General features: G+C 57.8%; 20 protein-coding genes. 9 read left to right on the forward strand and 11 right to left on the reverse strand.

Annotation, left to right across the window (positions count from 1 at the left end):
- Positions 1–34: 34 nt before the first annotated feature.
- From proC to ACQE3D_RS05705, 3 genes are read left to right on the forward strand one after another with little or no spacing between them, the layout of a single operon-like run.
- Positions 35–862, forward strand: a complete 828-nt coding sequence (proC, locus tag ACQE3D_RS05695; protein WP_168032164.1) for a pyrroline-5-carboxylate reductase — start codon at positions 35–37, stop codon at positions 860–862.
- A complete protein-coding gene (locus ACQE3D_RS05700; RefSeq protein ID WP_064025272.1) occupies positions 862–1,437 on the forward strand; it encodes a YggT family protein in 576 nt (191 codons plus the stop codon). The genes proC and ACQE3D_RS05700 overlap by 1 nt, the downstream gene beginning before the upstream one ends.
- 14 nt (positions 1,438–1,451) lie before the next feature.
- Positions 1,452–2,447 (forward strand): DUF4124 domain-containing protein, encoded by a 996-nt coding sequence (locus ACQE3D_RS05705; protein WP_064025270.1) that lies wholly within the window; start codon positions 1,452–1,454, stop codon positions 2,445–2,447.
- Here ACQE3D_RS05705 and argB read toward each other — a convergent pair.
- Genes argB through coaBC form a run of 4 tightly spaced genes read right to left on the reverse strand, consistent with a single transcriptional unit; the run spans position 2,430 to position 7,562 of the window.
- Entirely contained in the window at positions 2,430–3,323 is an 894-nt protein-coding gene (gene argB, locus ACQE3D_RS05710; RefSeq protein ID WP_071157229.1) for an acetylglutamate kinase, read from the reverse strand. The two genes, ACQE3D_RS05705 and argB, sit on opposite strands and share 18 nt — an antisense overlap.
- Positions 3,324–3,335: 12 nt before the next feature.
- Positions 3,336–5,912, reverse strand: a complete 2,577-nt coding sequence (locus ACQE3D_RS05715; protein WP_313728758.1) for a phosphomannomutase/phosphoglucomutase — start codon at positions 5,910–5,912, stop codon at positions 3,336–3,338.
- Positions 5,913–5,929: 17 nt separating this feature from the next.
- Entirely contained in the window at positions 5,930–6,385 is a 456-nt protein-coding gene (gene dut / locus ACQE3D_RS05720; RefSeq protein WP_313728757.1) for a dUTP diphosphatase, read from the reverse strand.
- Positions 6,357–7,562, reverse strand: coding sequence for a bifunctional phosphopantothenoylcysteine decarboxylase/phosphopantothenate--cysteine ligase CoaBC (gene coaBC, locus ACQE3D_RS05725; RefSeq protein WP_313729455.1), 1,206 nt, complete (start codon positions 7,560–7,562; stop codon positions 6,357–6,359). The genes dut and coaBC overlap by 29 nt, the downstream gene beginning before the upstream one ends.
- A 92-nt stretch (positions 7,563–7,654) precedes the next feature.
- On the opposite strand from coaBC, the gene radC reads away from it, so the two are divergent.
- The 3 genes from radC to ACQE3D_RS05740 all read left to right on the forward strand — a co-directional run bounded on the left by radC (position 7,655) and on the right by ACQE3D_RS05740 (position 11,849).
- On the forward strand, positions 7,655–8,329 hold the full coding sequence (radC, locus tag ACQE3D_RS05730; RefSeq protein WP_064031008.1) for a RadC family protein: 675 nt from the start codon (positions 7,655–7,657) through the stop codon (positions 8,327–8,329).
- 116 nt (positions 8,330–8,445) lie between these two features.
- Entirely contained in the window at positions 8,446–9,885 is a 1,440-nt protein-coding gene (locus tag ACQE3D_RS05735; protein ID WP_313728756.1) for a hypothetical protein, read from the forward strand.
- On the forward strand, positions 9,882–11,849 hold the full coding sequence (locus tag ACQE3D_RS05740; RefSeq protein ID WP_313728755.1) for a DUF3857 domain-containing transglutaminase family protein: 1,968 nt from the start codon (positions 9,882–9,884) through the stop codon (positions 11,847–11,849). Before ACQE3D_RS05735 ends, ACQE3D_RS05740 begins: the two co-directional genes overlap by 4 nt.
- A gap of 550 nt (positions 11,850–12,399) precedes the next feature.
- Here ACQE3D_RS05740 and ACQE3D_RS05745 read toward each other — a convergent pair.
- Entirely contained in the window at positions 12,400–14,301 is a 1,902-nt protein-coding gene (locus tag ACQE3D_RS05745; RefSeq protein ID WP_313728754.1) for a tetratricopeptide repeat protein, read from the reverse strand.
- A gap of 238 nt (positions 14,302–14,539) precedes the next feature.
- Here ACQE3D_RS05745 and ACQE3D_RS05750 point away from each other — a divergent pair, with 238 nt between their 5' ends.
- Positions 14,540–16,534, forward strand: coding sequence for an alpha/beta hydrolase family protein (locus ACQE3D_RS05750; protein ID WP_313728753.1), 1,995 nt, complete (start codon positions 14,540–14,542; stop codon positions 16,532–16,534).
- Between the two features lie 12 nt (positions 16,535–16,546).
- Here ACQE3D_RS05750 and ACQE3D_RS05755 read toward each other — a convergent pair whose 3' ends face one another.
- The 4 genes from ACQE3D_RS05755 to ACQE3D_RS05770 form a co-directional block, all read right to left on the reverse strand.
- Positions 16,547–17,275, reverse strand: a complete 729-nt coding sequence (locus ACQE3D_RS05755; RefSeq protein ID WP_064031003.1) for a TIGR00266 family protein — start codon at positions 17,273–17,275, stop codon at positions 16,547–16,549.
- A gap of 69 nt (positions 17,276–17,344) precedes the next feature.
- On the reverse strand, positions 17,345–18,472 hold the full coding sequence (gene dapE / locus ACQE3D_RS05760; protein WP_313728752.1) for a succinyl-diaminopimelate desuccinylase: 1,128 nt from the start codon (positions 18,470–18,472) through the stop codon (positions 17,345–17,347).
- Positions 18,469–18,810 carry an ArsC family reductase gene (locus ACQE3D_RS05765; RefSeq protein WP_168032180.1) on the reverse strand — a complete coding sequence of 114 codons (342 nt, stop codon included), beginning with the start codon at positions 18,808–18,810 and terminating at the stop codon, positions 18,469–18,471. The genes dapE and ACQE3D_RS05765 overlap by 4 nt, the downstream gene beginning before the upstream one ends.
- Positions 18,811–18,815: 5 nt before the next feature.
- The gene (locus ACQE3D_RS05770) at positions 18,816–19,058 is read right to left on the reverse strand and encodes a hypothetical protein (RefSeq protein WP_064031000.1); all 243 of its coding nucleotides are present in this window, start codon (positions 19,056–19,058) and stop codon (positions 18,816–18,818) included.
- A gap of 241 nt (positions 19,059–19,299) precedes the next feature.
- Here ACQE3D_RS05770 and ACQE3D_RS05775 point away from each other — a divergent pair, with 241 nt between their 5' ends.
- On the forward strand, positions 19,300–21,537 hold the full coding sequence (locus ACQE3D_RS05775; RefSeq protein ID WP_427551422.1) for a putative bifunctional diguanylate cyclase/phosphodiesterase: 2,238 nt from the start codon (positions 19,300–19,302) through the stop codon (positions 21,535–21,537).
- A 708-nt stretch (positions 21,538–22,245) separates the two neighbouring features.
- Positions 22,246–22,962, forward strand: coding sequence for a hypothetical protein (locus ACQE3D_RS05780; RefSeq protein ID WP_313728750.1), 717 nt, complete (start codon positions 22,246–22,248; stop codon positions 22,960–22,962).
- A gap of 342 nt (positions 22,963–23,304) precedes the next feature.
- Here the strand turns inward: ACQE3D_RS05780 and ACQE3D_RS05785 are convergent, their stop codons facing one another.
- Positions 23,305–24,231, reverse strand: coding sequence for a hypothetical protein (locus ACQE3D_RS05785; RefSeq protein ID WP_427551423.1), 927 nt, complete (start codon positions 24,229–24,231; stop codon positions 23,305–23,307).
- Positions 24,232–24,447: 216 nt separating this feature from the next.
- Positions 24,448–25,266, reverse strand: a complete 819-nt coding sequence (dapD, locus tag ACQE3D_RS05790) for a 2,3,4,5-tetrahydropyridine-2,6-dicarboxylate N-succinyltransferase (RefSeq protein ID WP_168032188.1) — start codon at positions 25,264–25,266, stop codon at positions 24,448–24,450.
- Positions 25,267–25,292 lie beyond the last annotated feature (26 nt).

Consider the following 25,292-nt stretch of genomic DNA (forward strand, 5'->3'; position numbering starts at 1 on the left):
AAGTCGAATAAACGTTTAATTCAGTCAACTATCTATGAAAACGAAAACAATCGGTTTTATCGGCGGCGGCAACATGGCGACCAGTTTGATCCGCGGCCTGATCGCCAGCGGCCATTCGCCCCGGCAGATCTGGGTATCGGACACTTCGGCTGAGTTGTTGAACGCTCACGCCGATCAACTGCACGTGAATACCGCCCGCGATAACGCAACCGTCGTTAACGAAGCCGAGGTCGTCGTGTTGGCGATCAAGCCGCAAGTATTGCGTGAGGTGGCGCTGGAAATCGCGCCACTACTGAAACACAAGCATGGGTTGATGGTTTCGATCGCCGCCGGTATCGGCCAGCAAAGCTTGGCGTTATGGCTGGGCGGCGACACGGCGATCGTGCGCTGTATGCCCAACACGCCGGCCTTGGTTTTGACCGGCGCCACCGCATTGCACGCCAACGCCAATGTCAACGACGAACAAAAAGATTTGGCCGAGAACATCCTGCGAGCGGTTGGGCTGACGTTGTGGGTGGATGACGAAGCCGAATTGGACACGGTCACTGCGGTATCCGGCAGCGGTCCAGCCTATTTCTTCCTGTTGATGGAAGCGATGGAAGCCGCCGCGTTGCAAATGGGCCTGGACGAACGTAGCGCCCGCTTGCTGATTCAGCAAACCGCGCTCGGCGCGGCGAAGATTGCTCTGGAATCGGCCGATTCGCCGGCCCAGTTGCGGGCCAGGGTAACCTCGCCTGGCGGCACCACGCAGCGCGCCGTCGAAACCTTCCAGCAGGGAGGCTTCGAGGCGCTGGTGTCCAAGGCTTTGCACGCGGCGCGGGATAGATCGGTTGAAATGGCCAAACAATTGGGAGCCGATTGATGGGAAGCAATTACATGACCGATCCGGTGGTATTCCTGATCGACACGCTGTTTTCGCTGTACATCCTGGCGGTGATGTTGCGGTTTTTGCTGCAGTGGACGCAGGCGGATTTTTACAATCCGGTCTCGCAGTTTCTGGTGAAAGTCACCCATCCGCCGTTGCGGGTGATGCGCCGCTTCATACCGGCATTCGGCCGCATCGACAGTTCGTCGCTAGTGCTGGCCTTGCTGTTGCAAATGTTGGCGAACTTTGCGATTTTGGCGGTCAAGGACTTGTCGGTCGGTTTTGTCGCGCTAGCCTTGCTGTCGTTCGCCGATCTGCTGAAAATGATCCTCGATATTTTCGTGTACGCGATTTTCGCGGCGGCGATTCTGAGCTGGTTCGCGCCCGGCAACTATAGCGGTGCGTCGTCGATACTTTACAGCTTGACCGAGCCCTTGCTGAACGTCTGCCGGCGGGTGATACCCGATTTAGGCGGCATAGACCTTTCGCCGTTGGCCGCGCTAGTGTTGCTGCAACTGGCTAAGATGATGGTATTGCCGCCGTTGCATCAATTGATCGCGATTTTGGGCTGACGAGGCGGGCGGCGATGCGCGGCACGTTGAAAACCACCACGTTGGTCGCGCTCGCGGCATTATTGCTGGTCGGTCCATCGGTTCAGGCCAAGAAGATGTATCGTTGGGTCGATGAAAACGGCAATGTCTATTTTTCCGACCAAGTGCCGCCGGACCAAGTCCAGCACAAGCGGGAAACCCTGACCGAGAAAGCCCGGATCGTCGAGACCGTCGAAAAGGCCAAGACCGCCGAGGAATTGGCCCAGCAAAAACGCCTGGACGCGTTGCGCAAGGAACAGGAAAAAATCGTCGCCAAGCAGGCCGCCAACGACAAGGTGCTGCTCAGCACGTTTCGCAGCCTGGACGACATGGAAAAGGCCCTAGGCAACAAATTGGCTAGCTTCGACGCCAAACGTAAGGTCATTGAAGGTAATATCGAGCGATTGCAGAGCCAGTTGCTGAAGCAGGAACAGCAAGCCGCCGAACACGAACGCAACGGCCAGAAAGTGCCCGGCAAACTGCTCGACGAGATTGCCGCGACCAAGCAGCAAATCGGCCAGTCCAATCAGGAGTTGGCCGATCACCATAGCGAGCGCCAAAATACCGAAAAAGCCTTTCGGGCCGACATGGCGCGTTTCCAGTTTCTGACCCAGGCCAATGCCGACGCCAAGGCCGCCAATTCTTCGCTGGCCGCCAGCAACGCCGGCAACGAATTGGGTTTGTTTGTTTGCCAGGACGCCGAACAATGCCAAAAAGCCTGGAAACTGGCCGGCGAGTTTGTCGCGGCCAATTCCAGCACCGGGCCCGATGTGGAGACCGAAAAATTGATCATGCGGGCCGCGCCGCAACAGGACGACGATTTGAGCCTGTCGGCTTCCTTGCTCGAGCAGGGCAAGGTCAGACAGATATTCCTGGATATTCGTTGCCGTCAGTCCAGTTTGGGCAACGAGCTTTGCAACAGCGCCAAAGTCAAGAGTTTGCGGCAAAGCTTCGCGCCGTATCTGCAATCCGGCTTAGCGGCGCAGCAATAAGGTGCCAACCCCTTGGTCGGTAAACAACTCCAGCAACACCGCGTGATCCACCCGGCCATCAATGATATGCACGCTGTTGACGCCGCCTTTTAGCGCGTCGGTCGCGCAGCGGGTTTTCGGAATCATGCCTCCGGAGATGGTGCCGTCGGCGATCAGTGCATCGATGTCCGGCATTCTCAAGCCGGTCAACAGCTTACCTTGCTTGTCCAGGATGCCGGCGGTGTTGGTCAGCAACATCAGTTTTTCCGCTTTCAGCACTTCCGCGACCTTGCCGGCCACCAGATCGGCATTGATGTTGTAGGAATGGCCGTCCGCGCCGACGCCAATCGGCGCGATCACCGGGATGAAGTCGCTATGCACCAGCATGTCCACGACGGCCGGGTCTATGCTGCTAACCTCGCCGACATGGCCTAGATCGATGATTTCCGGCGCATCGTCGACATTGGCGCCGGCCTTGGTCATGGCGATCTTGCGGGCGTGGATGAAATTGCCGTCCTTGCCGGTCAGCCCGACGGCCTTGCCGCCGTGCATATTGATCAGATTGACGATTTCCTTATTCACCAAGCCGCCCAACACCATTTCGACGACATCCATCGTCTCGCTGTCGGTGACGCGCATGCCGTCGACGAATTCCGAGGTCTTGCCGAGCCGGGTCAACAGATTGCCGATTTGCGGACCGCCGCCGTGGACGACGACCGGATTGATGCCGACCAATTTCATCATCACGATGTCGCGAGCGAAGCTATGTTTCAACGCGTCGTCGACCATCGCGTTGCCGCCGTATTTGATGACGACGGTCTTGTCCTTGAATTTTTGGATATAGGGCAGGGCTTCGATCAGAACGTGAGCGATTTGGTGTGGGGTGTTTTCTTTCATGAATGAGCTTAATTAAAAAGGTAGGTCTAGGTCGGGTTTGATTTGTAGCAACAGCTGTTTGAACTGATCTTGAATCCGGCGTAGCGCATCCTTGGTGTCCGCCTCGAAGCGGGCGGTCAGCGCCGGCGTGGTATTGGACGCGCGAATTAGTCCCCAGCCGTCGGCGAATTCGATGCGTAGTCCGTCGATGTCGATGACCTTAGCGTTCGGGAAGCGGGCATTGCCTGCCAATTGGGTCATCACGGCCGCCGCTTCGCCCTCGGCGAGCGGAATCAGCAACTCCGGCGTGCTGATGCTGTCGGGCAGATCGGAGAACACGTCGCTGCTGGAGCGCATGTCGGCCGACAGAATCTCGATCAAGCGCGCCGCCGCGTACAGGCCGTCGTCGAAGCCGAACCAGCGGTCGTTGAAAAAGATATGACCGCTCATTTCGCCGGCCAGCGCCGCGCCGGTCTCGTGGAGTTTGGCTTTCATCATCGAATGGCCGCTCTTCCACATCAACGGCCGGCCGCCGCGCTTCCTGATTTGCTCTTCCAAATGCTTGGAACATTTGACGTCGAAAATCACCTCGGAGCCAGGCTTGCCGGCCAGCACGTCACGGGCGAACAACATCAATTGCCGATCCGGCCAGATGATTTTGCCCGACGAATCGACCACGCCCAAGCGGTCGGCGTCCCCGTCGAACGCGACTCCGACATCGGCGCCGTAATGCTTGACCGCGCCGATCAGGTCGGCCAAATTCTCCGGCTTGCTGGGATCGGGATGGTGGTTGGGAAAATGCCCGTCGATATCGCAAAACAATTCGACAATATCGCAGCCCATGGTTTTCAACAGCAACGGGGCCAGCAAACCGGCGGCACCGTTGCCGCAATCGACGACGACCTTCATCGGCCGGACCAGATGCACGTCGTCGGCGATCGTGCCGATATATTCGTTGCTGAACGCGGTATTCAGCTCGACCTTGCCGAGTTCGCCCTGGCGAAAGTCGCGGGCCAGCGTGCGCTGCTTGAGCTGCTGAATCGCCGGGCCGGCCAAGGTTTCGCCGTTCAGTACCAGTTTCAGTCCGTTGTAGTCGGGCGGATTGTGACTGCCGGTGATCATGATGCCGGTGCGGCCCTCGCAATGGCGGGCGACGAAGTACAGTAGCGGCGTTGGCACCAGGCCGATGTCCAGCACGTTGCAACCGGTCGAGCGGATGCCGGCCACCAGGGCTTCGGCCAACGCCGGACTGGACAGCCGGCCGTCGCGGCCGACGACGACGGTGGGCACTTGTTGTTCCAGCGCCAGACTGGCGAAAGCGGCGCCGATGTCGCGCACGCCGTCCTGGGTCAGGCCGCGGCCGACGACGCCGCGAATGTCGTAGCCGCGAAAACTGTCGGCGAAGTCGTTGCGCGCGGGTCGTGGCGGCGGAGCGGATGGCTTGGGCGCCGAGCTGGAGGCCGGCGCTGGGTGTGGGGGCGGGCCGGGTTCGGCGTCCGCCGGTTGGCCTAGCGAAATCGGTGCGGTATTCAACACGATCGGCGCCGTGTTCAGTGAAATCGGCGCGGTGGCGAATGGCTCGGCCGCCGGTTGAGGCGCTTCCTCGACGAAGTCGATGTCGAAGGATTCGTCGAAAAAGTCGTGATCGTCGGCGAAACCGGTGCCGGTCGGCTCGGCGGTCTGTTCTTGTTGCAAGATGCGCTTGAATTGCGCCAGCGCCGAGATGATCGGCTGCATTTCTTCGAGCAATACCGGGTAGTTGCCGACCTTCTTGCCGGCCATCATGTCCTTGGCGGCTTTTAAAATCACGCTTTGGTCATGATGCAGAAAGTCGTGCAATTTGCGGTAGCCGATAAAGAATCCCAGGCAGGCCAACATGGCCGGAATCAGGACAATGCTGGCGAACAATACCGTGTTGCCGGTACTGTCGCCGCTACCGATCCAGAGATCGAGTTGCCAGCGGGTGTTGGTCAACGGCAGGGATTGCGGTTCGTCGAGTTTGGCGGCCGGGTTGCCGGCACTGGCAATCACGCTTTGGTCCTGTTTGATTTCGATCAGGCCCGCATTGAAAATGGTTCTGGACAGGAGTTGCTGAACCAGATCCGGTTTCAGGCTGACCAGTACGGCCCCCAGCGTCTGCTGGTTGGCGACGACGGCGCTGGTGATCGCCAGATGGCGGTGTTCGCCCTCGCCTTGCACCATCGGCTTTTGTTTGGCCGTCAACGTGGCGCGCACCATTTCCAGATCGGCGAAGCCCATGTTCGGCGTTTGCGTCAGTTCCGGCTCGCTGACGGTGGCCGGCAGAATGCGGACCCGCAAGGCCTGAGGTATCGCGTCTTGCAGCCGGGCGGCCAGCTTGTCCAAATCGGCGCGGCCTGCGCCGGCGGCCAGGGCGTTGGCGACTTCGGGCGACTGCGCCAGACCGTCCACCACTTTTTGCAGGGTGTCGATCTGACTGGCAACGCCGACCGACATTACGCCGGCAATCGCGGTGACGCTGGATTGCTCGGTATCGCGGACGTTGGCCGCCGCCAGCCAGTAGCCGGCGGCACCGGTGACCAGCACCATCAAAGCCGCTATCGCGGCCACTATGCTAAATATTCGGCCCATCGCGGCGGCTCCGGATTTTAATGACGGCCGCTGTGGCCGAAGCCGCCGGCGCCGCGTTGGCTGTCGGCGAATTCGGCCACGCATTCGAATTCGGCCTGGACCACCGGAACGAACACCATTTGGGCGATGCGCTCGCCGACTTCGACGATAAACGTCTCGCTGCCCCGGTTCCAGCACGATACGAAGATTTGGCCTTGATAATCCGAATCGATCAGGCCGACCAGGTTACCGAGCACAATGCCGTGTTTATGGCCGAGTCCGGAGCGCGGCAACAATACAGCGGCCAGATGCGGATCGTCGATGTGAATCGCCAGGCCGGTCGGGATCAACGTGCTGGCGCCGGGTTGCAGCGTCAGCGGCGTGTCCAGGCAGGCCCTCAGGTCCAGGCCGGCCGAACCGTCCGTGGCGTATGCCGGCAGCGGAATGTCGTGGCCCAGACGGGGATCAAGAACTTTTAGTTGAATTTTTCGCATGAAAATGTTCCGCGATCAGAGTGATGAGTTGCTCGGCCAGGGCGGATTTTTCGGTCATCGCCAAGCTCGCGGCCCCGCCCGGCCAATAGACTTGCAGGGCATTGCGATCGCTGTCGAAACCGCCGTCTTCACGGCCAATCCAGTTGGCGGCGATCATGTCCAGATTTTTGGCGATCAATTTGCCTCGGGCGTATTTTTCCAGGTCGTCGGTTTCGGCGGCGAAGCCGACCACGAACGGCTTGGGCTTTAACGCGGCGACATCGGCGACGATGTCCGGATTTTGGGTTAATGCTATCACCGAGGCGCCCCGCCCCTTTTTTAATTTGACGGGGGCGATCTCGCTGGGTCGGTAATCGGCCACCGCCGCCGCGCCGATGTAGATATCGGCTTCGCCCATGAGAGCCATGACCGCCGCGTGCATGTCGGCGGCGGTTTCGACGTCGATGCGTTCGAGGCCCGGTGGTGTCGGCAACGCTACCGGGCCGCTGACCAGCGTGACTTGCGCACCGGCCCGAGTCGCCGCCGCCGCCAATGCGTATCCCATCTTGCCGGAACTGCGATTGCTGATAAAGCGCACCGGGTCCAGCGCTTCGCGGGTTGGGCCGGCGCTGACCACCAGTCGCGCGCCTCGTAGCGGTCGGTCCCGATCGTCCGACAACAGGCTGTCGCAAAGCTCGGCGGGCTCGAGCATCCGCCCCAGTCCCAGTTCGCCGCAAGCCTGCTCGCCGCTGGCAGGTCCCAACACGCCAACGCCGTCGGCCGCCAGTGTAGCGAGATTGCGTTGGGTGGCGGGCTTGGCCCACATGGCTTGGTTCATGGCCGGTGCGACATAGACCGGACAGTCGGCGGCCAGCAGCAGCGTGGACAACAAGTCGTCGGCCAGACCGTGCGCCAATTTTGCCAGCAGATCGGCACTCGCCGGGGCGACGACGACAGCATCGGCCCAGCGCGCCAGATGAATATGGCCCATCGCCTGTTCCTGGCCTGCGTCCAGTAAGTGCAGGTGAACGGCGTGGCCGCTCAGCGCCTGGAAGGTCAGCGGGGCGACGAATTCGCGGGCGGCGGCGGTCATGACGACGCGCACCTCGCAGCCCTGCTTGCGCAACAGGCGAACCAATTCCGCCGCCTTGTAGGCCGCGATACCGCCGCAAACTCCCAGTAATATGCGTTTGTTAATCGTCTTGCCCCAAAACGGTAAAGAGTTGGAATTATGGCAAACTCCCCCGGATTCTTCTATGCTTGAACCGTTTTTTCCGGCCGGGAGCGACAATGAGCATCAAGGATTGGTCGGCGGACGAACGTCCCCGCGAGAAGTTGTTGCAGCGCGGCGCGGCGGCCTTGTCCGATGCCGAATTGCTGGCGATTTTCCTGCGTACCGGTATCGCCGGCAAGACGGCGGTGGATATGGCGCGCGAGCTGTTGCGCGATTTCGGCTCGTTGCGGGGGTTGCTGGCCGCCGACCGCCAGCGCTTTTGCGAAAGCAAGGGCTTGGGCGATGCCAAATACGCCCAGTTGCAAGCGGTCATGGAAATGGCGCGTCGGCATTTTTCCGAAGTGTTGCAGCGCGGCGACGCGCTGACTAGCCCGGATGCCACTCGCGCCTACCTAAGCGCGCAATTGCGCGGTTACGATTTCGAGGTGTTCGCCTGTCTGTTTCTGGATAATCAGCATCGGGTCATCCAGTGGGAAGAATTGTTTCGCGGCACGATCGACGGGGCCAGCGTTTACCCGCGCGAAGTCGCCAAACGCGCGCTCTACCATGCGGCGGCGGCGGTGATCTTCGCCCACAATCATCCGTCCGGTATTAACGAGCCCAGTCAGGCCGACCGCTTGCTCACCGATAAGCTCAAACAAGCCCTCGGCCTGTTCGACATACGCGTACTGGATCATTTTATTGTCGGAGACGGCTTACCCTATTCGTTTGCCGAGCATGGCTTGATATGATATGCCGCCGGGAAAGTCGGACGCGAGACTCGACTAGGGCGGCCGAGTCGAATCTCGCGAATCTTCGGGCATGCGCCGCTTGGACAGCATGAAGTCAATATCGATGGATTATAAGGATGAATGAAAAACGCAGGAGATTGCCCGCGCGGATGTTATATGGTGTCAGTTCGGTTTACCTGGGATTGGCATTTTGGGTTGCCGTTGCCTTCGGCACCTGCGGCACCTTACCGGCCGCGCTCGGTGTGGCCGGGCTTTTGACGCTATCGGCCGCGATCAAGAATTACCAGGGTGGCGGCGTGTTTCTAGGCGGTACGTTGGCGTTAATGTTTTGCGTGGGTTTTGGATTGACCCCGCTACTGGATTATTCGCAACGCAAGGAAGATACGCTGTTCGTCAGCCTTGGCCTTTGTATAGGGTTCGCGCTGCTTGCCGCCTGCTTATTTTGGTTCGGACATCAGCGACATGTAATTAAGACGCGGCCGAACGCTGCCGAATCGGACAGTGACGACTCGGTGCCTGCAGGCGGACGGCCGATGCTTGTTTCTTCGAGCAAACCTCGCGCGGAGGCCTCGCTTTATCCGCCGACGCCAGTCGGGCGGGTGTTCTGGCTGTTGTTTTTTAGTTTGGGACTCTATGCTTGTTTCCTGATGTACCGCATCGTCAAGGATTTGACCGAAGTCAGCGAAACGCGTCTAAACCCGACGCGTTGCGCCTGGATGATGATGGTGCCCCTTTACAATTTGAACGTGTTCTATCAGGTGGCGCGGCGAGTTAGTCGCGTCGCGGGAAATCAGCGTTTCCGGTTCGGAGCCGCGCCCGGTACTTTGTTGGTGTTGATGATCGCCGGAGAACTCTTCGGCTGGCTGGCCCCAGGTTTTTTGTTACCGATCACGGTCGTTATCGGTGCCGTCCCCTGGTTGATATTGCAAGAAAGGATGAACCAGTTGCGCCGCAGTGCTGGGTTACCGTGGCGTGAGGAGCCGGATCGCTACAGTTGGCGGCAACGCGCCGTGTTGTTAGCGGGGTTGCCGTTCATGGTTTTCGCATTGTACCTCGGCAGGGGCGAGCTAGCGTTCTACACTGGGGAGCGTCTGCGAGCCGAACAAGTTGTCGCCGGTGTCGCGTCAAACTATCGTTTGACAATTCCGAGCGGAAAATGGCGACGGGCAAATTCCGGGAGCTTCCCCGACACCGATATGAAGCTGCTGACTTCGGCGGAAGACGAGTGGGTTTTGGTCAGAGTCCGACCCAGCGAACGGCAATCGCTGGATTACTATGTCGATCGGCGTCAGGCGTCGATTGCCGGGGACTGGCGCGATTTCAAGATCGAGGAGACCCGGACCTTGATATGGGCTGGCGAACTGCAACCGATGTCGTTGGCTCGGTATAGTCAAAACTCGCCTTTCACGTTTGGCGCCCACGAGCTTTATGTGGCAACGCTCGTTGCTCGCGACCAGGTGATCGAAGTCATCGGCCAGGGCCAAAAACAGTCGGCGGCCGACGTAGGGGCCTTGGTGCGAAGTTTTCGTTTGGCAACGGCTGGCAACGAATCATGAATAAAGCACTGGGACTGTTGTTGATGCTGGGTTGGGCGCTAGCGTGCGCGGCCGGTGGAACGGAAAGCAAATTGCGGCAAATCGGCTATTCCGCGGACTTGTTGCGTTGCCTAAAAACCGCGCGTCATTCCAGCTATCGGGAGTTGGCGCCAACTCCGGATCGCGTCCAAGCTTTGGAAAGCGCCGGCTATGGTAGTGTGGCCTTGAGCGAGGAGCATCAATTCAAACTGTTGAAGAATGGTCAAGTCGAGGAAACCGTGACCGAGACGTGGTTGTATCTAACCAGCAGCGCGATCGAGAACGACGGCAACGTGGGGTTTTGGTTCGATGCGGCATCGCAACGCGCGGAAATTCAGGCCGCTTACGTGTTGCAGCCGGAAGGTGTCTCCACCGACGTCGAGCCGGATCTTTTGCAAATCAATACCGACAATTCACCCAATATTTTCAACGATAGTCTGTTCGTGACGATTCCGCTCACTCCGCTGAAGCCAGGCAGTATCGCCGTGCTGCGCTATAAAATCGTAACCGCGTCTAAAAAGGTACCGTTGCCCTGGTCGCGCAATCTATTTTCAGCCTATTTTTACCCGGTGGAACGCTTCCAAGTCGATGTCAGCTGGGACAGCGACGCGCGCAAACCGACGTGGAGGACAGATGACAGCAATCTGGCCTGTCACGAGGAGACTGCCGCCTTGCATTGCGCGACGTTGGGCGCGGTCGCGCCGCTGCCCTACGATCAACAAATGCCCGCCCCGCAAGATCTGTTGCCGGTTTTGACGCTGGCGGAGCCCGACGATTGGCCGGCGATTTCCGCGCGGATCCGCACGTTGACCGATTCAGCACTGGCAAAAGACCAGCGCTTGGACGCCGAGATCGGGCGGCTGAGTAACGGGGTTGCCAATCCCCGTCAATTATTCAAGCGCGTTGCGGCGTTCGTGGCGCGGGATATACGCTACGTTGGCCTGGAGCACGGCCACGGCGGCGTGATCCCGCGTCCCACTTCGGCGACGCTAGAGCGTCGCTTCGGCGATTGTAAGGATAAGGCCATGCTGTTCGTCGATCTGGCACGCCGCGCTGGTCTGGACGCATACCCGGTGTTGACCTCAACCAAGCGCAGAGCACTGAACAAATTGTTACTGCCGTCTTCGAGCTATTTCAATCATATGATTGCTTGCGTCAATTTCGGTAAAGACCAGGAGCAATGCACCGACTTGACCGATCCCGAGACCGCCGGCAGCCGCTTGCCGCATACGCTGCATGGCGCGGTGGCACTGACGGTCGGCCAAGACGGCGCAGCACCGCGCAACCTGCCCAGCGAGCCTTTTACGTGGGTGGCCAGCGTAAAGGCCGAGAATCGGTTGACCGAAGCCGGCAGCGTTGTCGAAACTTTGGTCAGGCGCTACGAGTCGCATTGGGCCGCCGGATTGCGGCGGGTCTTGGCGGCTAAATCCAAAGCCGAGTCCGAGCGTTGGCTATTGGAGGATTTTCGGGCGGTAATGGGCGACCAAGTCGCGCCCAGCGTTTCGGTGCAAGGACTTGAAACTTCCGAAGCCGGGATCGCGTTGAATTCGGTGACGGAATACCCCAATTTGTTTACGCTCGGACAGCTGACTTCCTATCAGGAGAGCGACTCGTGGCTGCGCGATTTGGCAAACGACGCCAAAACCTCGAATCGGCACTATCCCTATCGTTTTGAAGGCATTGATTACCGTAGCGAGTTGAGTTTTCGGGTGCCGGCCGGAAGACGTGTCGCCAGCGGAGGCCCAAAAATCGATTACGTGTCGGCTTGGGGCGAGTTGCATCGGCATGTCAGTCAGGATGGCGAAGTCGTGACCGCCTATACCCGTTTGGAAATGCCAAAAGCCGAGATTCCGGTTGCCAAGATCGCCGAATACAATCGATTTTTAGAATTGGTCGGCTACGAGTCCCGGTTTAGATTCAGTCTAAGCGGAGGTTCGCAACAGTAACTGTCCCCGCCGTGAGCGGGACGCGGACGGGCGCTGCCCATCGCGGCGGCCGTCAGGCGGATGGCGGTGCGCAGTATAAATCTAGGTTTATAGTGCAGACGTTGTTGCCGCGCGAGTCGGGTAATCCGCCCAACAGACAGGGGCTTTCGCAAGATACCCACCGGGCAAAAGTACACCCGGCGCCGGATATCGCTGGCCATCAGCCGAACAAAAGCAGTCGGCGTCGGGGACTTAGCGATCGGAAAGGCCGAATTACTTGGGCTGTGGAGGATTTGAAATAAAGATGCGACAAATTGCCGCACTTTTTCTGGACAAAGCGGTTTTAGTTCACTAGAATGCGCCAACCTTGACTTAGGTCAAAACGAGCCAAAAGCTCGGCGTCTTTTGAGGGGGGAGAACGCAACCGTGTAAACGGTACAATAATAATAAGAGCGCAAGCAATTAACCTATCGACATTGGCGGTAGGCGTCCAGAAAACATAAAAAACAACACCGGACGAAGCCCACTTTACGTGGGCTTTTTTATGTCCGCAAGATTGGTATACCTTGGGTTAAACCCGGCCGGCCGACAGGCGCTTTTGCAAGTCTTGTTGCTTGGCGCGGGCATCCGGCAGATTGCCGTACTCCAGCGAGGCGTCGCAGTCTTTCAGTGCGGCTTCGTTCTGTCCCAATTGCATTTTGGCGTAGCAGCGGTTGTTGTAGGCGATCGCTACGTCCTGTCTGGATACTTGGTCGGCGTCGTATAAGAAGTCGTAGCGGTTTAACGTGGCCAGCATGTTCGGCATATCGTTGCGCTTGGCGTAAAGCACTGAGATTTGAATGGCGGCGTAAGCGCGGCCGTCTTGCTCGGAGTTTGCGACTTCGGCATAATCGGCCAGCGCGGCGTCGGTCTGGCCCAGCGCCTCGTAAGCTTCGCCGCGCCGGGACAACGCTTGCCAGTCGTTGCCGCGGTCGATCTGCGCACCGCAGGCGCGCACCGCCTCTTGATAGCGCTTCAATTTGACCAGCGCGGTGCATTGCAAATGGCTCCAGTCCTTGCGATAAATCCCCGCCAGCTTTTCGGCGGCGCTTTGATAGACGAGGACTTGTTCGTATTGTTTATTGGCGTTGTAAATGCCGGCCAAGCGGTCGTAAATGGCGGCGGTTGCCGCATTTTTCTGGGTTGCGTTTGGAAACGCAGTGCGGTCCAGGTCGGCCAGCGCCCGTCGGTACAGGGTTTCGGCGTTGGCGTAATGGCCGGCTCGGTACCAAACCGCGCCGATCTGTTGGTCCAACATGAAGTGGTTGCGACTGGTGTCGGTCGCGGCCAGTTCGATGTTGTGGCCCATGCTTTCGGCGGTCAGTTGCAACAGGTTGTTGGCTTGACGTTCGTTGCCTTCGGTGCGGGCGATACCGGCCAGGATGGGTTCCAGCGCGGCGCCAAAGGTCAGGCTGTTTTGTGGGGTATACAAGGCTAGCGCTTGGCGGATGTCGGCTTGCAGGTCCCGGCCGGCCGCCACGTTGCGCAGGGCCTGATCGATACAATCGGCGCGTTTTTCCGGCGCCAGCGCAAAGCATTCGGCCCCAGCAATATCCAGCAGATCTTCGTAGAGATTCAAATACAGCAGTTTCAATGGCGATATGGCGGCGGCCGAATCGACGTACTCCTGAGTAAACGCCAGCATCTCGGCCACCGAGCCGCCCCATTTGGGCGTCAAGGTATTCAGTTGCACTCGGTAGAGCGGGTAGTAGTCCGGGAAGCGGCGGATCGCCAGACGAAAGGCGCCGTCCATCGCCAACGAGTTGCCGTAGCCTTGCAGGATGGCCAGCAGCAAATAGCGGCTATAGGGATTGGCGTCGTCGCGGACGATGGCTTGAGCGATGTCGGTGGCGGCCAGCGAGTTTTCGACCTCGAAGCCGCCTCTGTGCCGCATGGAGACTTTGGCGGCGTAGTCGTGGCCGCGGATGCGCCAGCCGGTGTCGTAATGGTATTGGGCGCGCAGCAAGTAGGCTAGGGCCGGCGGTTGGTCTTGCGCCAACCATTGGTCCAGGCGTTGCAGCAGCGCGGTATTGCCGGGTACGACCATCAGCTTGACGAAGCGGTCGAAAGGGGCAAAGCCCCAGTCCTGGATGCGGCTTTGCGTTAATTGGACTTCCAATGCCCGGCCGGCGGCGGCGAAATCGCCGGCGAGCAGGGCTTGCCTGGCTTGCGCGGCTTGGTCGGCCAGCGTGGGAACGATGTCGCGGCCGGCCAGTAATTTATCGGCTTCGGTGGCGATATCCAAGGTCGAGGTGGGCGCGGGTGGCGGCAAGATCGGTTGAATGATGCGGGTCGGCGGCTCCGGCGCCGAGGAGGGTTGTAAAAAGGTCCAGGCCAGCGCTAGGCCGGCGGTCAAGCCCAGCAGCAGAAGTAATAACATCAGACGTAGCGACGTCGGCTCTGGTGGCGGAAAATCGGGATCGATATCAGTCATGGCAGTTAATTGCCGGATTGCCGGCAGCCTAGTTAAATTGTTAGTAGCTTAGACCAGGTTGCGAAATCTTGGCGTTTTCCGCTCTGGCCAGGCGAGGTCGGACTGGAACAATTGCGAACCCGCTCCGGGCCGGCATCTAAACGGCGGTAAAAATAACGGCCTAACTAGGCTGCCAGGTTTGTTAGAATGCGCCGGCCCGCACTGGCGGCCGATGATGTTTAACCGTGTAGGAGTGACTGTGAAAGGACGATTCGCGCGCCGCGTGGCGCTGATTCCGTGGCTGGTTGGGTTGGTGGCTTGCGGCGGTTCCCGGCCGGCGAACGAACCTTTGCCGGTGGCGGCCGCGAGACCTGGCGAATTGCCGGTTAAGGCCTTTGCGGCCTTGCCGCTGATCGAGGATTTGACGCTGTCGCCCAGCGGCGATTATCTGGCCTTTATTCAAAATACCGACGGCCATAGTGCACTGGTTACCCAAAATCGTAGCGGCGGCGATAGTCGGGTGGTGATTACGTCCGATAACCAGAAATACCATATACGCGGCTTTACCTGGGTTAACAATCAACGGCTGTTGGTCAGGATGTGGTATCCGGATCGGGTGTCCGATTTGAAATTCACCCAGACTCGCTTGTTTGCGATTAACCGCGACGGCAGCGAATTGAAGAGCGATCTGGTCAGGTTTCAAGATCCGGTGTTCGGCGGTCGGCGGCATATTCCGCAATTTCAGGATGCCTACGCCTTGATCCCCGGCGATGAGCGTCACATCTTGCTGATGCTGGACGAACGCCAGCAAGGCGCGCCTGACGTGTATCGTTTGGATGTTTACAGTGGCGAGCGGGAAACCGTGGCCGGCAACCCCGGTTATGTCAGGCGTTGGCTGGCTGATTTGCAAGGCCACGTTCGGGTCGGCCTGGGCTTGGTCGGAGGCAGTACCGAGCGGATTGTGTATCGCTCCGCGGCGGGCGGCGATTGGCAAACATTATTCGAGCATGACGCGGTGAACGAAGACGGCATGCAGCCCTTGGGCTTCGACGCCGACCCGGATATCCTGTATTTACGCGGCCCGCACCAGGGTAGGTCGGCGATCTTTCGGATGCATTTGTCCGCGCCCAAGAGCGCTCCGGAACTGGTATACGCCGACCCGCGCTACGACGTGACGGGCGGTTTGATGTATTCGTCGGCCGGCAATCGGGTGCTCGGCGTGCATTACCGGGCCGCCACCGCGAAGTCGGTGTTTTGGGACGAGGATGCCCGCTTGGCACAGGCCAAGATCGATCAAGCCTTGCCGGATCGGGATAACGCGGTGATCAGCAGCGCCGGCAACCAAGTCATCGTATTGTCGTCGGGACCATCGCACGCGCCGGCCTATTACTGGTTAAACATGCATAACAATCAAATGGGGCGGCTGATCGACAGCTACCCACTGCTCGCGAATCAAACGTTGGCGGCATCTGAAATCGTGCATTTCAAGGCGCGTGACGGTTTGGAGCTGGAAGGCTATTTAACCAAGCCGCGCCAAGCCGGCGCCACCGCCGGCCCGGCCGTCGTGTTCCCGCACGGCGGGCCGTGGTCGCGAGACAGTCACGGCTTCAATCCGTGGACGCAATTTCTGGCCGATCGCGGCTGGACTGTGCTGCAGTTGAATTTTCGGGGGTCGGCCGGTTACGGCAACGACTTCGAGACTGCCGGATTTCGGCGTTGGGGCCTGGAAATGCAGGACGACATTACCGACGGCGTACGCTGGTTGACCGAGCAAAAATTGGTCGATCCGGCGAAAGTCTGCATCGTCGGCGCCAGTTACGGCGGTTACGCCGCGTTGATGGGGGCGATCAAAACCCCGGAGCTGTACCGTTGCGCGGTCAGTCTAGCACCGGTCACCGATTTACGACGCTTGCTGGACGAGTGGGGCGACATGCGTTGGCAGGATCATCGCTTGCGCGCCGAAATGGCCGAAAAAACCTTGGGCCATTGGTGGAGCGATAGGGCGCGTTTGAAGGATACTTCTCCGGTCGAGCAAGCCGCCCGTTTGCACACGCCGCTGCTGTTGGCGCATGGGGTCGGCGACTGGACCGTCAATGTCGGCCATTCGCGGGACATGGCCGACGCGTTGGCCAGCGCCGGATTTAAGGATGTGCGCTACGTCGAAATGGAAGACGCGGATCACTATCTGACCCGCGAGGAAGACCGCTTGCGGTTTTTCGGCGAAATGGACGCGTTTTTGCGGCGTTTTCGCTAGCCGGGTTCCGGCTTATTCGCTGTCCTGAATTGGTCGCGACTGGCTGAGTACCCGCTCGGCCAAGCGCGAGAACGGCATGCTTTGCACCCAGACCGAGCCGGTGCCGGACAGCGTCGCCAGAAACAAGCCTTCGCCGCCGAACAGCATGCTTTTCAAACCGCCGCTCATCGCGATACCGTAATCGATGTCGCCGCTGAAAGCCACCAGGCAGCCGGTATCCAAACGCAGGGTTTCGTTGCGCAGATCCTTGCGGACGATGGTGCCGCCGGCATGAATGAAGGCCATGCCGTCGCCGCGCAAGCGCTCCAGAATAAAGCCTTCGCCGCCGAAAAAGCCGCTGCCCAGGCGTTTGTTGAAGGCGATGTCCACCTGGGTGCCGAAGGCGGCGGCCAGAAAGGCGGTGCGCTGGCAGATGACTTCCTCGCCAAGCTCGGCCAGATTCAGCGGGATCACCGAGCCGGGAAACGGCGCGGAAAAGGCCACCTTGCGTTTTTGGCCGCCGCGATTGCTGAAGTGGGTCAGGAACACCGATTCGCCGGTCAGCATGCGCTTGCCCAAGCCGAACAGCTTGTCCATCACACCGCCGGAGCCATCGCCCATTTTGGTTTCGAAGTCGATGTCCTGCTCCATGTAGGTCATCGCGCCGGCTTCGGCGATCACGGTTTCGTTGGGGTCCAGTTCGATTTCGACCATTTGTATGTCATGGCCGACAATGTGGTAATCGACTTCGTGGCAACGCATGCTGTCCTCCTCGGGGATAGTGGCTGAATGGTTGACCGGTCAGCCGAATGCCGGCCGGCCGGAACTGGATCAGGCCAGTAGATTGATCAGAATTTGTCGGTAGAGCGAACTCAGGCGCTCCAGATCGGCCAGATCGATGTGTTCGTTGATTTTGTGAATGCTGGCGTTGATCGGGCCCAATTCGATGACTTGCGCGCCGGTCTGCGCGACGAAGCGGCCGTCGGAAGTGCCGCCGCCGGTGTCGTCTCGGGTCGCATAACCGCAAATGTGTTCGATAGCCGCATGGGTGGCTTCTTTCAATTCGCCTTGGGCGGTCAGAAACGGGTGGCCCGATAAGCGCCAGTCCAGTTGATAGCGTAAACCGAAGCGGTCTAGAATCGCCGCAGTGCGGGTCTTGATCGTGGCTTCGTCCAGTTCGGTGCTGAAGCGCAAATTGAATTGGGCGACCAGTTCGCCCGGAATCACGTTTTCGGCGCCGGTACCCGAAGTCAAGTTGGAGACCTGTAAGCGGGTTGGCGGGAAGAAGGCGTTGCCGTGGTCCCAGATTTCCTCGGTCAGCGCCTGCAAGGCCGGCGCGAAACGATGAATTGGGTTGTCGGCCAGCTCCGGGTAGGCAACGTGACCCTGAATGCCGAACACTGTCAGTTTGGCATTCAAGGAACCGCGCCGGCCGACCCGTATCACGTCGCCGAGTTTGGCCGCGCTGGACGGTTCGCCGACCAGACACCAGTCCATGGTTTCGCCGCGGCCTTGCAAAACCTCGACGACCTTGACCACGCCGTCGGTGGCCGGGCCTTCCTCGTCGCTGGTCATCAACAGCGCGATCGAGCCGCGATGCTCGGGGTGTTCGGCGATAAAACCTTCCACAGCGGTGACGAAGGCGGCGATGCTGCCCTTCATGTCGGCGCTGCCGCGACCGTAGAGTTTGCCGTCGCGTAGCGTCGGCTCGAACGGCGGACTGTCCCACTTCTCCAGCGGGCCGGGCGGCACTACGTCGGTGTGGCCGAGGAACACTAGTAGCGGTGCCTGGGTGCCTTTGCGTAGCCACAAATTTTGGGTGTCGCCGAAATTCAGACGCTCGTCCTTAAAGCCCAGCGGAGCCAGGCGTTCGGCCAAGACGTCCTGGCAACCGGCATCGGCGGGCGTCACCGAGGCTCGGCGAATCAACGCCTGCAGCAAAGTCAGGGTTTCGCTCATGATGCGCTTGGATAACGATCGGCGGCGAAGCCGACGATCAATTGTTGCCCGTCGTCGAGTATCGGCCGCTTGATTAGCGTCGGCAATTCCAGCATCAGCGCCACGGCCTTGGTTTCGTCCAGATCGGCTTTTTGCGCGTCGCTCAACGAGCGCCAGCTGGTGCTGCGCTGATTCAACACCGTGTTCCAGCCGGCGTCGGCGACAAAGCGTCGCAGCAGGGCTTCATCCAAGCCGTCAACTCGGAAATCGTGGAAGCGGTAATTCACGCCGCGTCCGTCCAGACAGGCGCGCGCCTTCTTGACGGTATCGCAGTTTTTGATTCCGTAAAGCACGAGCATGGCTGTCAGGCGTCTCCGGCCAGCAATTCTTCCAGGCTAGGCAGGGTCTCGTCGGCCTTGGCGCGAGCTTTGTAGACGTCGACGAATTCCATGAAGGCTTGTTCGAGGTCGTCGAGGACTTCTTCCTCGTCGGCGACTTCGTCTTCCGGGATTTCGCCGGAGTCCAGATAGTCTTTTTGAATGGCAATTTCGCCGTTCAGCGACAGCAGGGCGAGGATCAGTGCGTTATTGGAGATGTTTTCGGCCATGGCTAGATTCGAATTGAGTTGATCGGAAAGGAATGTTTGCTGTTGGCGGGACGCTCCGTGCGTCGGGCGAGAATCCTTGAACAGATTGCCTCTAGAGTACCATTTTCCGGGTGGCGGCGCTTGCCCGTTTTTGGAGCCACCCTTCGGAGGTATATCGAAAAAACGCTGCAAATCATGCGAAAATGCCCGGTATAAGGCTGTGGCGCTTGGCCGGCCGGTTAAGGAGTCTCTCGACAGTAGCATGCAAACCCATCCCGGCAGCGAATTTCAGGCAACAAATCAAGGTGTCGAATACATGGCATTAGATTGCGGCGATCAAGCCCGTATCTTGCAATTGCAGCAGGATATTCTGCGGTTGGTGGCCCTGGGTTACGATGCCGTCGAAGTGTGTCGGCAAATTTGTTTGCTGGAAGAGCAGTTGTTGCCCAATGCGGTCGCTTCGGTGATGTTATTGGACGACGAAGGCCAACGTTTGCACGTGTTCGCGGCGCCCAGTGTTCCGGTCGAGGGCGTCGCCCAACTGAACGGTTTGCGACCTGGACCTGGTGCGGGTTCTTGCGGGAACGCGGTATTTCGGCGAGAACCGGTTTTCGTCGAAAATACCCATACCGACCCGCGTTGGCAGGACCTTCGCCAACTGGCCTGCAATTTCAACATCGGTGCCTGTTGGTCGATGCCGATACGAGGCAAGGGCGGCCGGGTGATCGGTTCGTTCGCGCTGTCCAGCTTCGAACATCGCCTGCCTAGCCCGTTCCATCACAAGTTGTTGGAAATCGGCGCTTTCATTGTCGGCATCGTGCTGGAGCAGCGTAGAGCCAATGAACAGCTGCATCTGGCCGGTAAGGTGTTCGAGTACAGTACCGAAGGGATCATGATCACCGATGCCGGCAACCGCATCGTTTCGGTCAACCGAGCATTTACCCGCATTACCGGATACGCGCTCGACCAAGTCAAGGGCAAGAATCCGTCGCTGCTATCGGCTGGACGGCACGGTCCCGCGTTTTACCAAAAAATGTGGCAAAGCTTGGCCTCCAACGGTTATTGGCAAGGCGAAATCTGGAACAAAGCCCGCGACGGTCGGGTTTATCCCGAATGGCTAAGCATTACCGCGATCAACGGCGGAGACGGGAAGCTGGGTCACTATCTGGGCATCTTTTCCGACCTCAGCGACAAGAAACGCAGTGACGAAATCATTTGGCGGCAAGCGAATTACGATGCGCTGACCGGTTTGCCGAACCGTAACCGTTTTTATGACCGTCTGGAGCAAGCGATCAAGGCCGCCCTCCACAACGGAGGTCGGTTGGCGCTGCTGTTGATCGATCTGGATCGATTTAAGGAAGTCAACGACACGGTCGGCCATGCCTATGGCGACGCCCTGCTAAAGGCCGCCGGCGAGCGTTTGCAGGCTTGCGCCGGTCCAAACGACGTATTGGCCCGTTTGGGCGGCGACGAGTTCACGTTGATCTTGCCCGACATCGCCGACAACGAATGCGTCGAGCAAACCGCGCAAACGTTTTTGGATACATTGGCCGCGCCTTTCGTGCTGGATGGGGCCGCCAGCTATCTGTCCGCCAGTATCGGTATCGCCCTGTTCCCGGACGATGCCGTCGGCATCGACGCTCTGCTGAAATATGCCGATCAGGCCATGTACGCCGCCAAGAACCAGGGGCGCAATGCCTGGCGCTATTTTACGCCAGCCCTGCAAATCGCCGCCGAACATCGTTCCAGGACTTCCAGCGATTTGCGCGAAGCCTTGGCCCGCGGTCAATTCCATTTGGTTTATCAGCCTATTGTCGAGCTAGCGACCGGGCGAATTCGCAAGGCCGAGGCCTTGATTCGTTGGCAACATCCGCAACGCGGGTTCATCAGTCCGGCCGAATTCATTCCACTGGCGGAGGAAACCCGCTTGATCCGGGAGATAGGCGGCTGGGTGTTCGAGCGCGCGGTCGAACAGGTCGCGGTCTGGCAAGCCGCGTATGGCGCCGATTTTCAAATCAGCGTGAACAAGTCGCCGCTGCAATTCAAGGGTGACGAAGACTGGGTGGGGTATTTGGTCGGCTTGGGTTTATCCGGTCACAGCATCGTGGTCGAGATCACCGAAGGCTTGCTGCTGGATGCGGACGAGCAGGTTTCAAACAAGCTATTGGCGTTTCGGGATGCCGGTATCCAAGTAGCGATCGACGACTTCGGTACCGGTTATTCATCGTTGTCGTATTTAAAAAAGTTCGACATCGATTACTTGAAAATCGACCAATCGTTTGTGCGTAATCTGGCGCCGGACTCCAGCGATCTGGTACTCTGCAAAGCCATCGTGACGATGGCGCACCGCTTGGGGATGCAAGTGATAGCCGAGGGCGTCGAAACTCGAGAACAGCGGGACTTGTTAAGCGCGGCCGGCTGCGATTTCGCCCAGGGCTATTGGTTTGCCAAGCCGTTGAGCGTAGCGGATTTCGAAGCTATGTTGGCTAGGGTTGGCTAATTTTCGACCAACCCGGTTGGGTTCAGGCGTTTGCAAGTCTTCGACAGCGTCGAGTGAATACCGCTTATTGTTGATGTCGAATAAAGTCGTCAAGTCGATCGCTATACTCCTCCGGAGCTATCGATAAATTCGATTGCACGGCTATACACACCACGGATGGGTCGAGTTGCAGATTTCCGGCAATGAGGTTTTCGAAATCTTGTTGACTCCAGATGCCTTGATAAATCGGAGTCGTCATTAAGCGAATATTAGCGGGTTTTAGAATCTCTTCAACATAGATGCCGTAAATGGAATATTCGGAAAACCATTCAGCCTCGAATAATACCTGTTGCCACGGTTTTTGGTGTTTATCCTGTCGATATTGAGCGTAACATTCCGATTTTAAGTTTTTATTTTATGGGGTTTGTTTGAATCGGTTTTTACTATTGTGATTCTTTCAGAGCCGGGATGGATCTGGCCGGTAAATTGACATTGAGAAAGTGTGTCTCATTTTGGTCGCATTAATTACGCTTTTCCGTGACCGGAACATCCCGGAACCCTTACGCAACTCTTTCGCGCGGCACCGAGAATAAAAAATAACCCCGTAAAAAATGCAAGGCTTTGGATTTCTTAATTTGCCGGACATTTCGAATGGGTTGGCGGAGTCATTGTTTATGATTGCTATAAGATTGAATTTATTACACCTTAGAAAAGGATGCGCTGTTAACTATGAACTTTAACGATACAGGCACATTAATCGATTGGCCGTTGGAAGACACCGATGTTATTGCCCCATTGCAGAATAAACAGGATGGCGGTTCGCGTGGAGGTGTTTATTTATGTATACCGAATTTCGAAGCGTTGCCGCCGCCGTTTGCCATCAAACATGGCGAATACCGAATGACCCCTTGTGATAACACCTTGCCGCACCGGAAAACTTTGGCTGGCACGGCCGAAACCGATTGGGGCAAGGTCGAAGTGATCACCGATTGGACGGAACACGCCGGATTGGGCGGAAAAGTCTTGACGGTCTCCTGTCGTATTCGAGCGTTATCCGATATTGCTTGGATCCGGCCGGGGTTTCATCCCTATTTTTCGGTCTCGCCGGGCAGTGTTATCGACATCGGCCCCGAGCACATCGACATCGCGGAGATGCCGCACGATCAACTGCAAGTTCACCACGCGGCATCGTTGGCGGAGCCGGCAACAATTCGTACCGCCGATTATACCGTGGCAATGATCTGTGGTTTGTCACCGCTGCGGGAAGGGCTGTGTTTGGCGTATGGCGTGTGGAGCGATAAAAGTACCGAGTATGTTTGCATCGAGCCGATTATCGGTTGTCGTTTCGGCGCGGATGGTTTACCTGCACCGTTTAGCCTAAGCGAGGGTGAGGAATTTGCGATGACATTTACAATTCACGCGGAACGATTGGGTTTTCTGAAATAGTCGCTTAATTGCTGGGGAAGCGAAAAGGAAAGGCGAGTAATTGCCGCACTTTTTTGGCCGTGGCATCCAGGGCAATGTTGTCCCGTCAAGATGAAGCCCTGGCAGGTGTTGAATTGGTGATTATAAGGCCGGTTTGAAAAGCCGAATTTAGCCTTCGAGGTTGGTTTTCATGTAGCTTACGGTAACGAATGGCTAGGCAGTCGCGCAAGCAAGGTTAAACTATGTACATGCGATATGCTCGCGTAAACAGTGGATTTCTTGCCTTTCAGACGACGCCGTCTTGAAATGGCTTCTTTATGAAAAGCCTGTCAAGTTTTATTTTTAAATCACGCTGAATGAATACTAAATACAGGATTTTAAGGCTCGGCAAAGAGCATTCAAATTGCCGTGGATATATTGGGGTTGTTGTTCTAGGATGGTTTGTCTGACGGCCCAAGGGTCGTAATTGTTTTTAATTGAGATTAGCTGTTCGATCAACTCGTCTTTGGAACCGTAAATCAAAAAATTATTGGAGAATGATTTCCGGTCGCTGTCCTCGAGATAGACGTGACCGTTCGAAAGTAAGGAGTGGCGTTTAACCCAACTTGCAGCAGGGCTGGCGATATATCCACCTTGATATTGGATTTGTACGATCGGTAAGCCAAAGGCCTCTGGAAATGCGACGAAAGCGACACCCACTTGGGCATAAATGGCTTCGATTTCGCTAAAAGTGTATTCACCTCGCAATTCCAGAGCCGGAATATTTAGGGTTTGTAGTGCTTCCAGCTGGGTCTGCCGCGCTGCAGTGTAACCTTCTCGAGGAAAATCGATCATTGCCGTCAAAGGTCGCTGTGCTAAGAAGGTCGCTTGCGGCGTGATGTCCAGACCGATTTCGAATATCGGGCGATCTGTTAATGGTTCGATGTCGTGAATGCCGCTAACCGTCAACAATCCGTCGAATACATGGTGTGCCGTAGGCCCGAATTTGTCCCGCCAAAATTGGGCGCCTTGGTAAGCGAAAACCTCGTAGAACAATAATGGTTTGTCGAGTTGTTTTAGTGGGCGGAGGATTTGTGGGCGGCCTAAGATTCCTATCGTGTCGGATACGATGATAATGTCAAAGCTACGTAAGGTGTGGGTGATGCCTTGCAAATCCGCCCAAATTGCTTTGAAACGATGCCGGGTCGATGCGCTTCGTTCAGACATCGCTTCCAATTGCGCGAGTGCATTCGGGAAGTAGCCAAACTCCACACCCAGCTTAGTTAGCATTCGGGTCAGGCTTTCGGCCAAAAATCGCGGACTACGAAAATCGTTTTTCGCTAAGATCGCTACCCGCATGACTATTCCTTAAAGTATTTGGCATTCGGATTAAAAAATGCTGTTTGGTCTATATGGCTGGGATTCGGCTGTCCCACTTTGTGTTCCAGCTGGAGTCCCAATCAATGTCCGTGCGCTTCGTATCTTAACGCGTGAGGCGCACGGGAGAAAGTTTAGTACCGAGGACGATCAATCCCGTAACAACTCATTAATCCCGGTTTTGCTACGGGTTTTCTCGTCTACTTGCTTGATGATCACCGCGCAATACAAGCTGTGGCTGCCGTCTTTGGAAGGCAGGTTGCCGGAGACGACCACGGAGCCGGCCGGGATGCGACCGTAGCTGACTTCGCCGGTCATGCGGTTGAAGATCTTGGTGCTTTGGCCGATGTAGACGCCCATCGATACCACGCAATTATCTTCGACGATCACACCTTCGACGATTTCGGAGCGGGCGCCGATGAAGCAGTTATCGCCGATGATGGTCGGGTTGGCTTGCAGCGGCTCCAACACGCCGCCGATGCCGACGCCGCCGGATAAATGCACGTTTTTACCGATTTGTGCGCAAGACCCGACCGTTACCCAAGTATCGACCATCGTGCCGCTATCGACGTAAGCGCCGATGTTGACGTAGGACGGCATCAGGATCGCGCCGGGGGCAATGTAGGAACCGTAACGGGCTACTGCGTTGGGCACCACGCGGACGCCGGCTTGAGCAAATTCGGCTTCGCTGTATTGACCGAATTTGGTCGGCACTTTGTCGTAGTAACGCACGTCGCCGCTTTCGATGACCTTGTTTTCGTTGATGCGGAACGACAGTAGCACGGCTTTTTTCAGCCACTGGTTGGTGACCCAGTCGCCGTCTTTTTTCTCGGCAACGCGCGCTTCGCCTTTGTCCAGCATGTTCAATGCGGTGGCGACTGCGTCGCGGACTTCCGATGAGACGGTGGACGGGCTGATTTCGGCGCGGTTTTCGAAGGCGTCGTTGATGATGGTTTCCAGGTTTGACATGGTTTTCTTAAGTTTAAGGATTAAAC

The sequence above is a fragment of the Methylomonas sp. MS20 genome, assembly GCF_050275925.1.
Taxonomy (GTDB): Bacteria; Pseudomonadota; Gammaproteobacteria; order Methylococcales; family Methylomonadaceae; genus Methylomonas; species Methylomonas koyamae_A.

Excerpts from the sequence above, each read along its gene's own strand:
- proC (WP_168032164.1), top strand. The coding sequence starts at position 35 with ATGAAAACGAAAACAATCGGTTTTATCGGCGGCGGCAACATGGCGACC.
- ACQE3D_RS05700 (WP_064025272.1), top strand. The coding sequence starts at position 862 with ATGGGAAGCAATTACATGACCGATCCGGTGGTATTCCTGATCGACACG.
- ACQE3D_RS05705 (WP_064025270.1), top strand. The coding sequence starts at position 1,452 with ATGCGCGGCACGTTGAAAACCACCACGTTGGTCGCGCTCGCGGCATTA.
- argB (WP_071157229.1), bottom strand. The coding sequence starts at position 3,323 with ATGAAAGAAAACACCCCACACCAAATCGCTCACGTTCTGATCGAAGCC.
- ACQE3D_RS05715 (WP_313728758.1), bottom strand. The coding sequence starts at position 5,912 with ATGGGCCGAATATTTAGCATAGTGGCCGCGATAGCGGCTTTGATGGTG.
- dut (WP_313728757.1), bottom strand. The coding sequence starts at position 6,385 with ATGCGAAAAATTCAACTAAAAGTTCTTGATCCCCGTCTGGGCCACGAC.
- radC (WP_064031008.1), top strand. The coding sequence starts at position 7,655 with ATGAGCATCAAGGATTGGTCGGCGGACGAACGTCCCCGCGAGAAGTTG.
- ACQE3D_RS05735 (WP_313728756.1), top strand. The coding sequence starts at position 8,446 with ATGAATGAAAAACGCAGGAGATTGCCCGCGCGGATGTTATATGGTGTC.
- ACQE3D_RS05740 (WP_313728755.1), top strand. The coding sequence starts at position 9,882 with ATGAATAAAGCACTGGGACTGTTGTTGATGCTGGGTTGGGCGCTAGCG.
- ACQE3D_RS05745 (WP_313728754.1), bottom strand. The coding sequence starts at position 14,301 with ATGACTGATATCGATCCCGATTTTCCGCCACCAGAGCCGACGTCGCTA.
- ACQE3D_RS05755 (WP_064031003.1), bottom strand. The coding sequence starts at position 17,275 with ATGCGTTGCCACGAAGTCGATTACCACATTGTCGGCCATGACATACAA.
- dapE (WP_313728752.1), bottom strand. The coding sequence starts at position 18,472 with ATGAGCGAAACCCTGACTTTGCTGCAGGCGTTGATTCGCCGAGCCTCG.
- ACQE3D_RS05765 (WP_168032180.1), bottom strand. The coding sequence starts at position 18,810 with ATGCTCGTGCTTTACGGAATCAAAAACTGCGATACCGTCAAGAAGGCG.
- ACQE3D_RS05770 (WP_064031000.1), bottom strand. The coding sequence starts at position 19,058 with ATGGCCGAAAACATCTCCAATAACGCACTGATCCTCGCCCTGCTGTCG.
- ACQE3D_RS05775 (WP_427551422.1), top strand. The coding sequence starts at position 19,300 with ATGCAAACCCATCCCGGCAGCGAATTTCAGGCAACAAATCAAGGTGTC.
- ACQE3D_RS05780 (WP_313728750.1), top strand. The coding sequence starts at position 22,246 with ATGAACTTTAACGATACAGGCACATTAATCGATTGGCCGTTGGAAGAC.
- dapD (WP_168032188.1), bottom strand. The coding sequence starts at position 25,266 with ATGTCAAACCTGGAAACCATCATCAACGACGCCTTCGAAAACCGCGCC.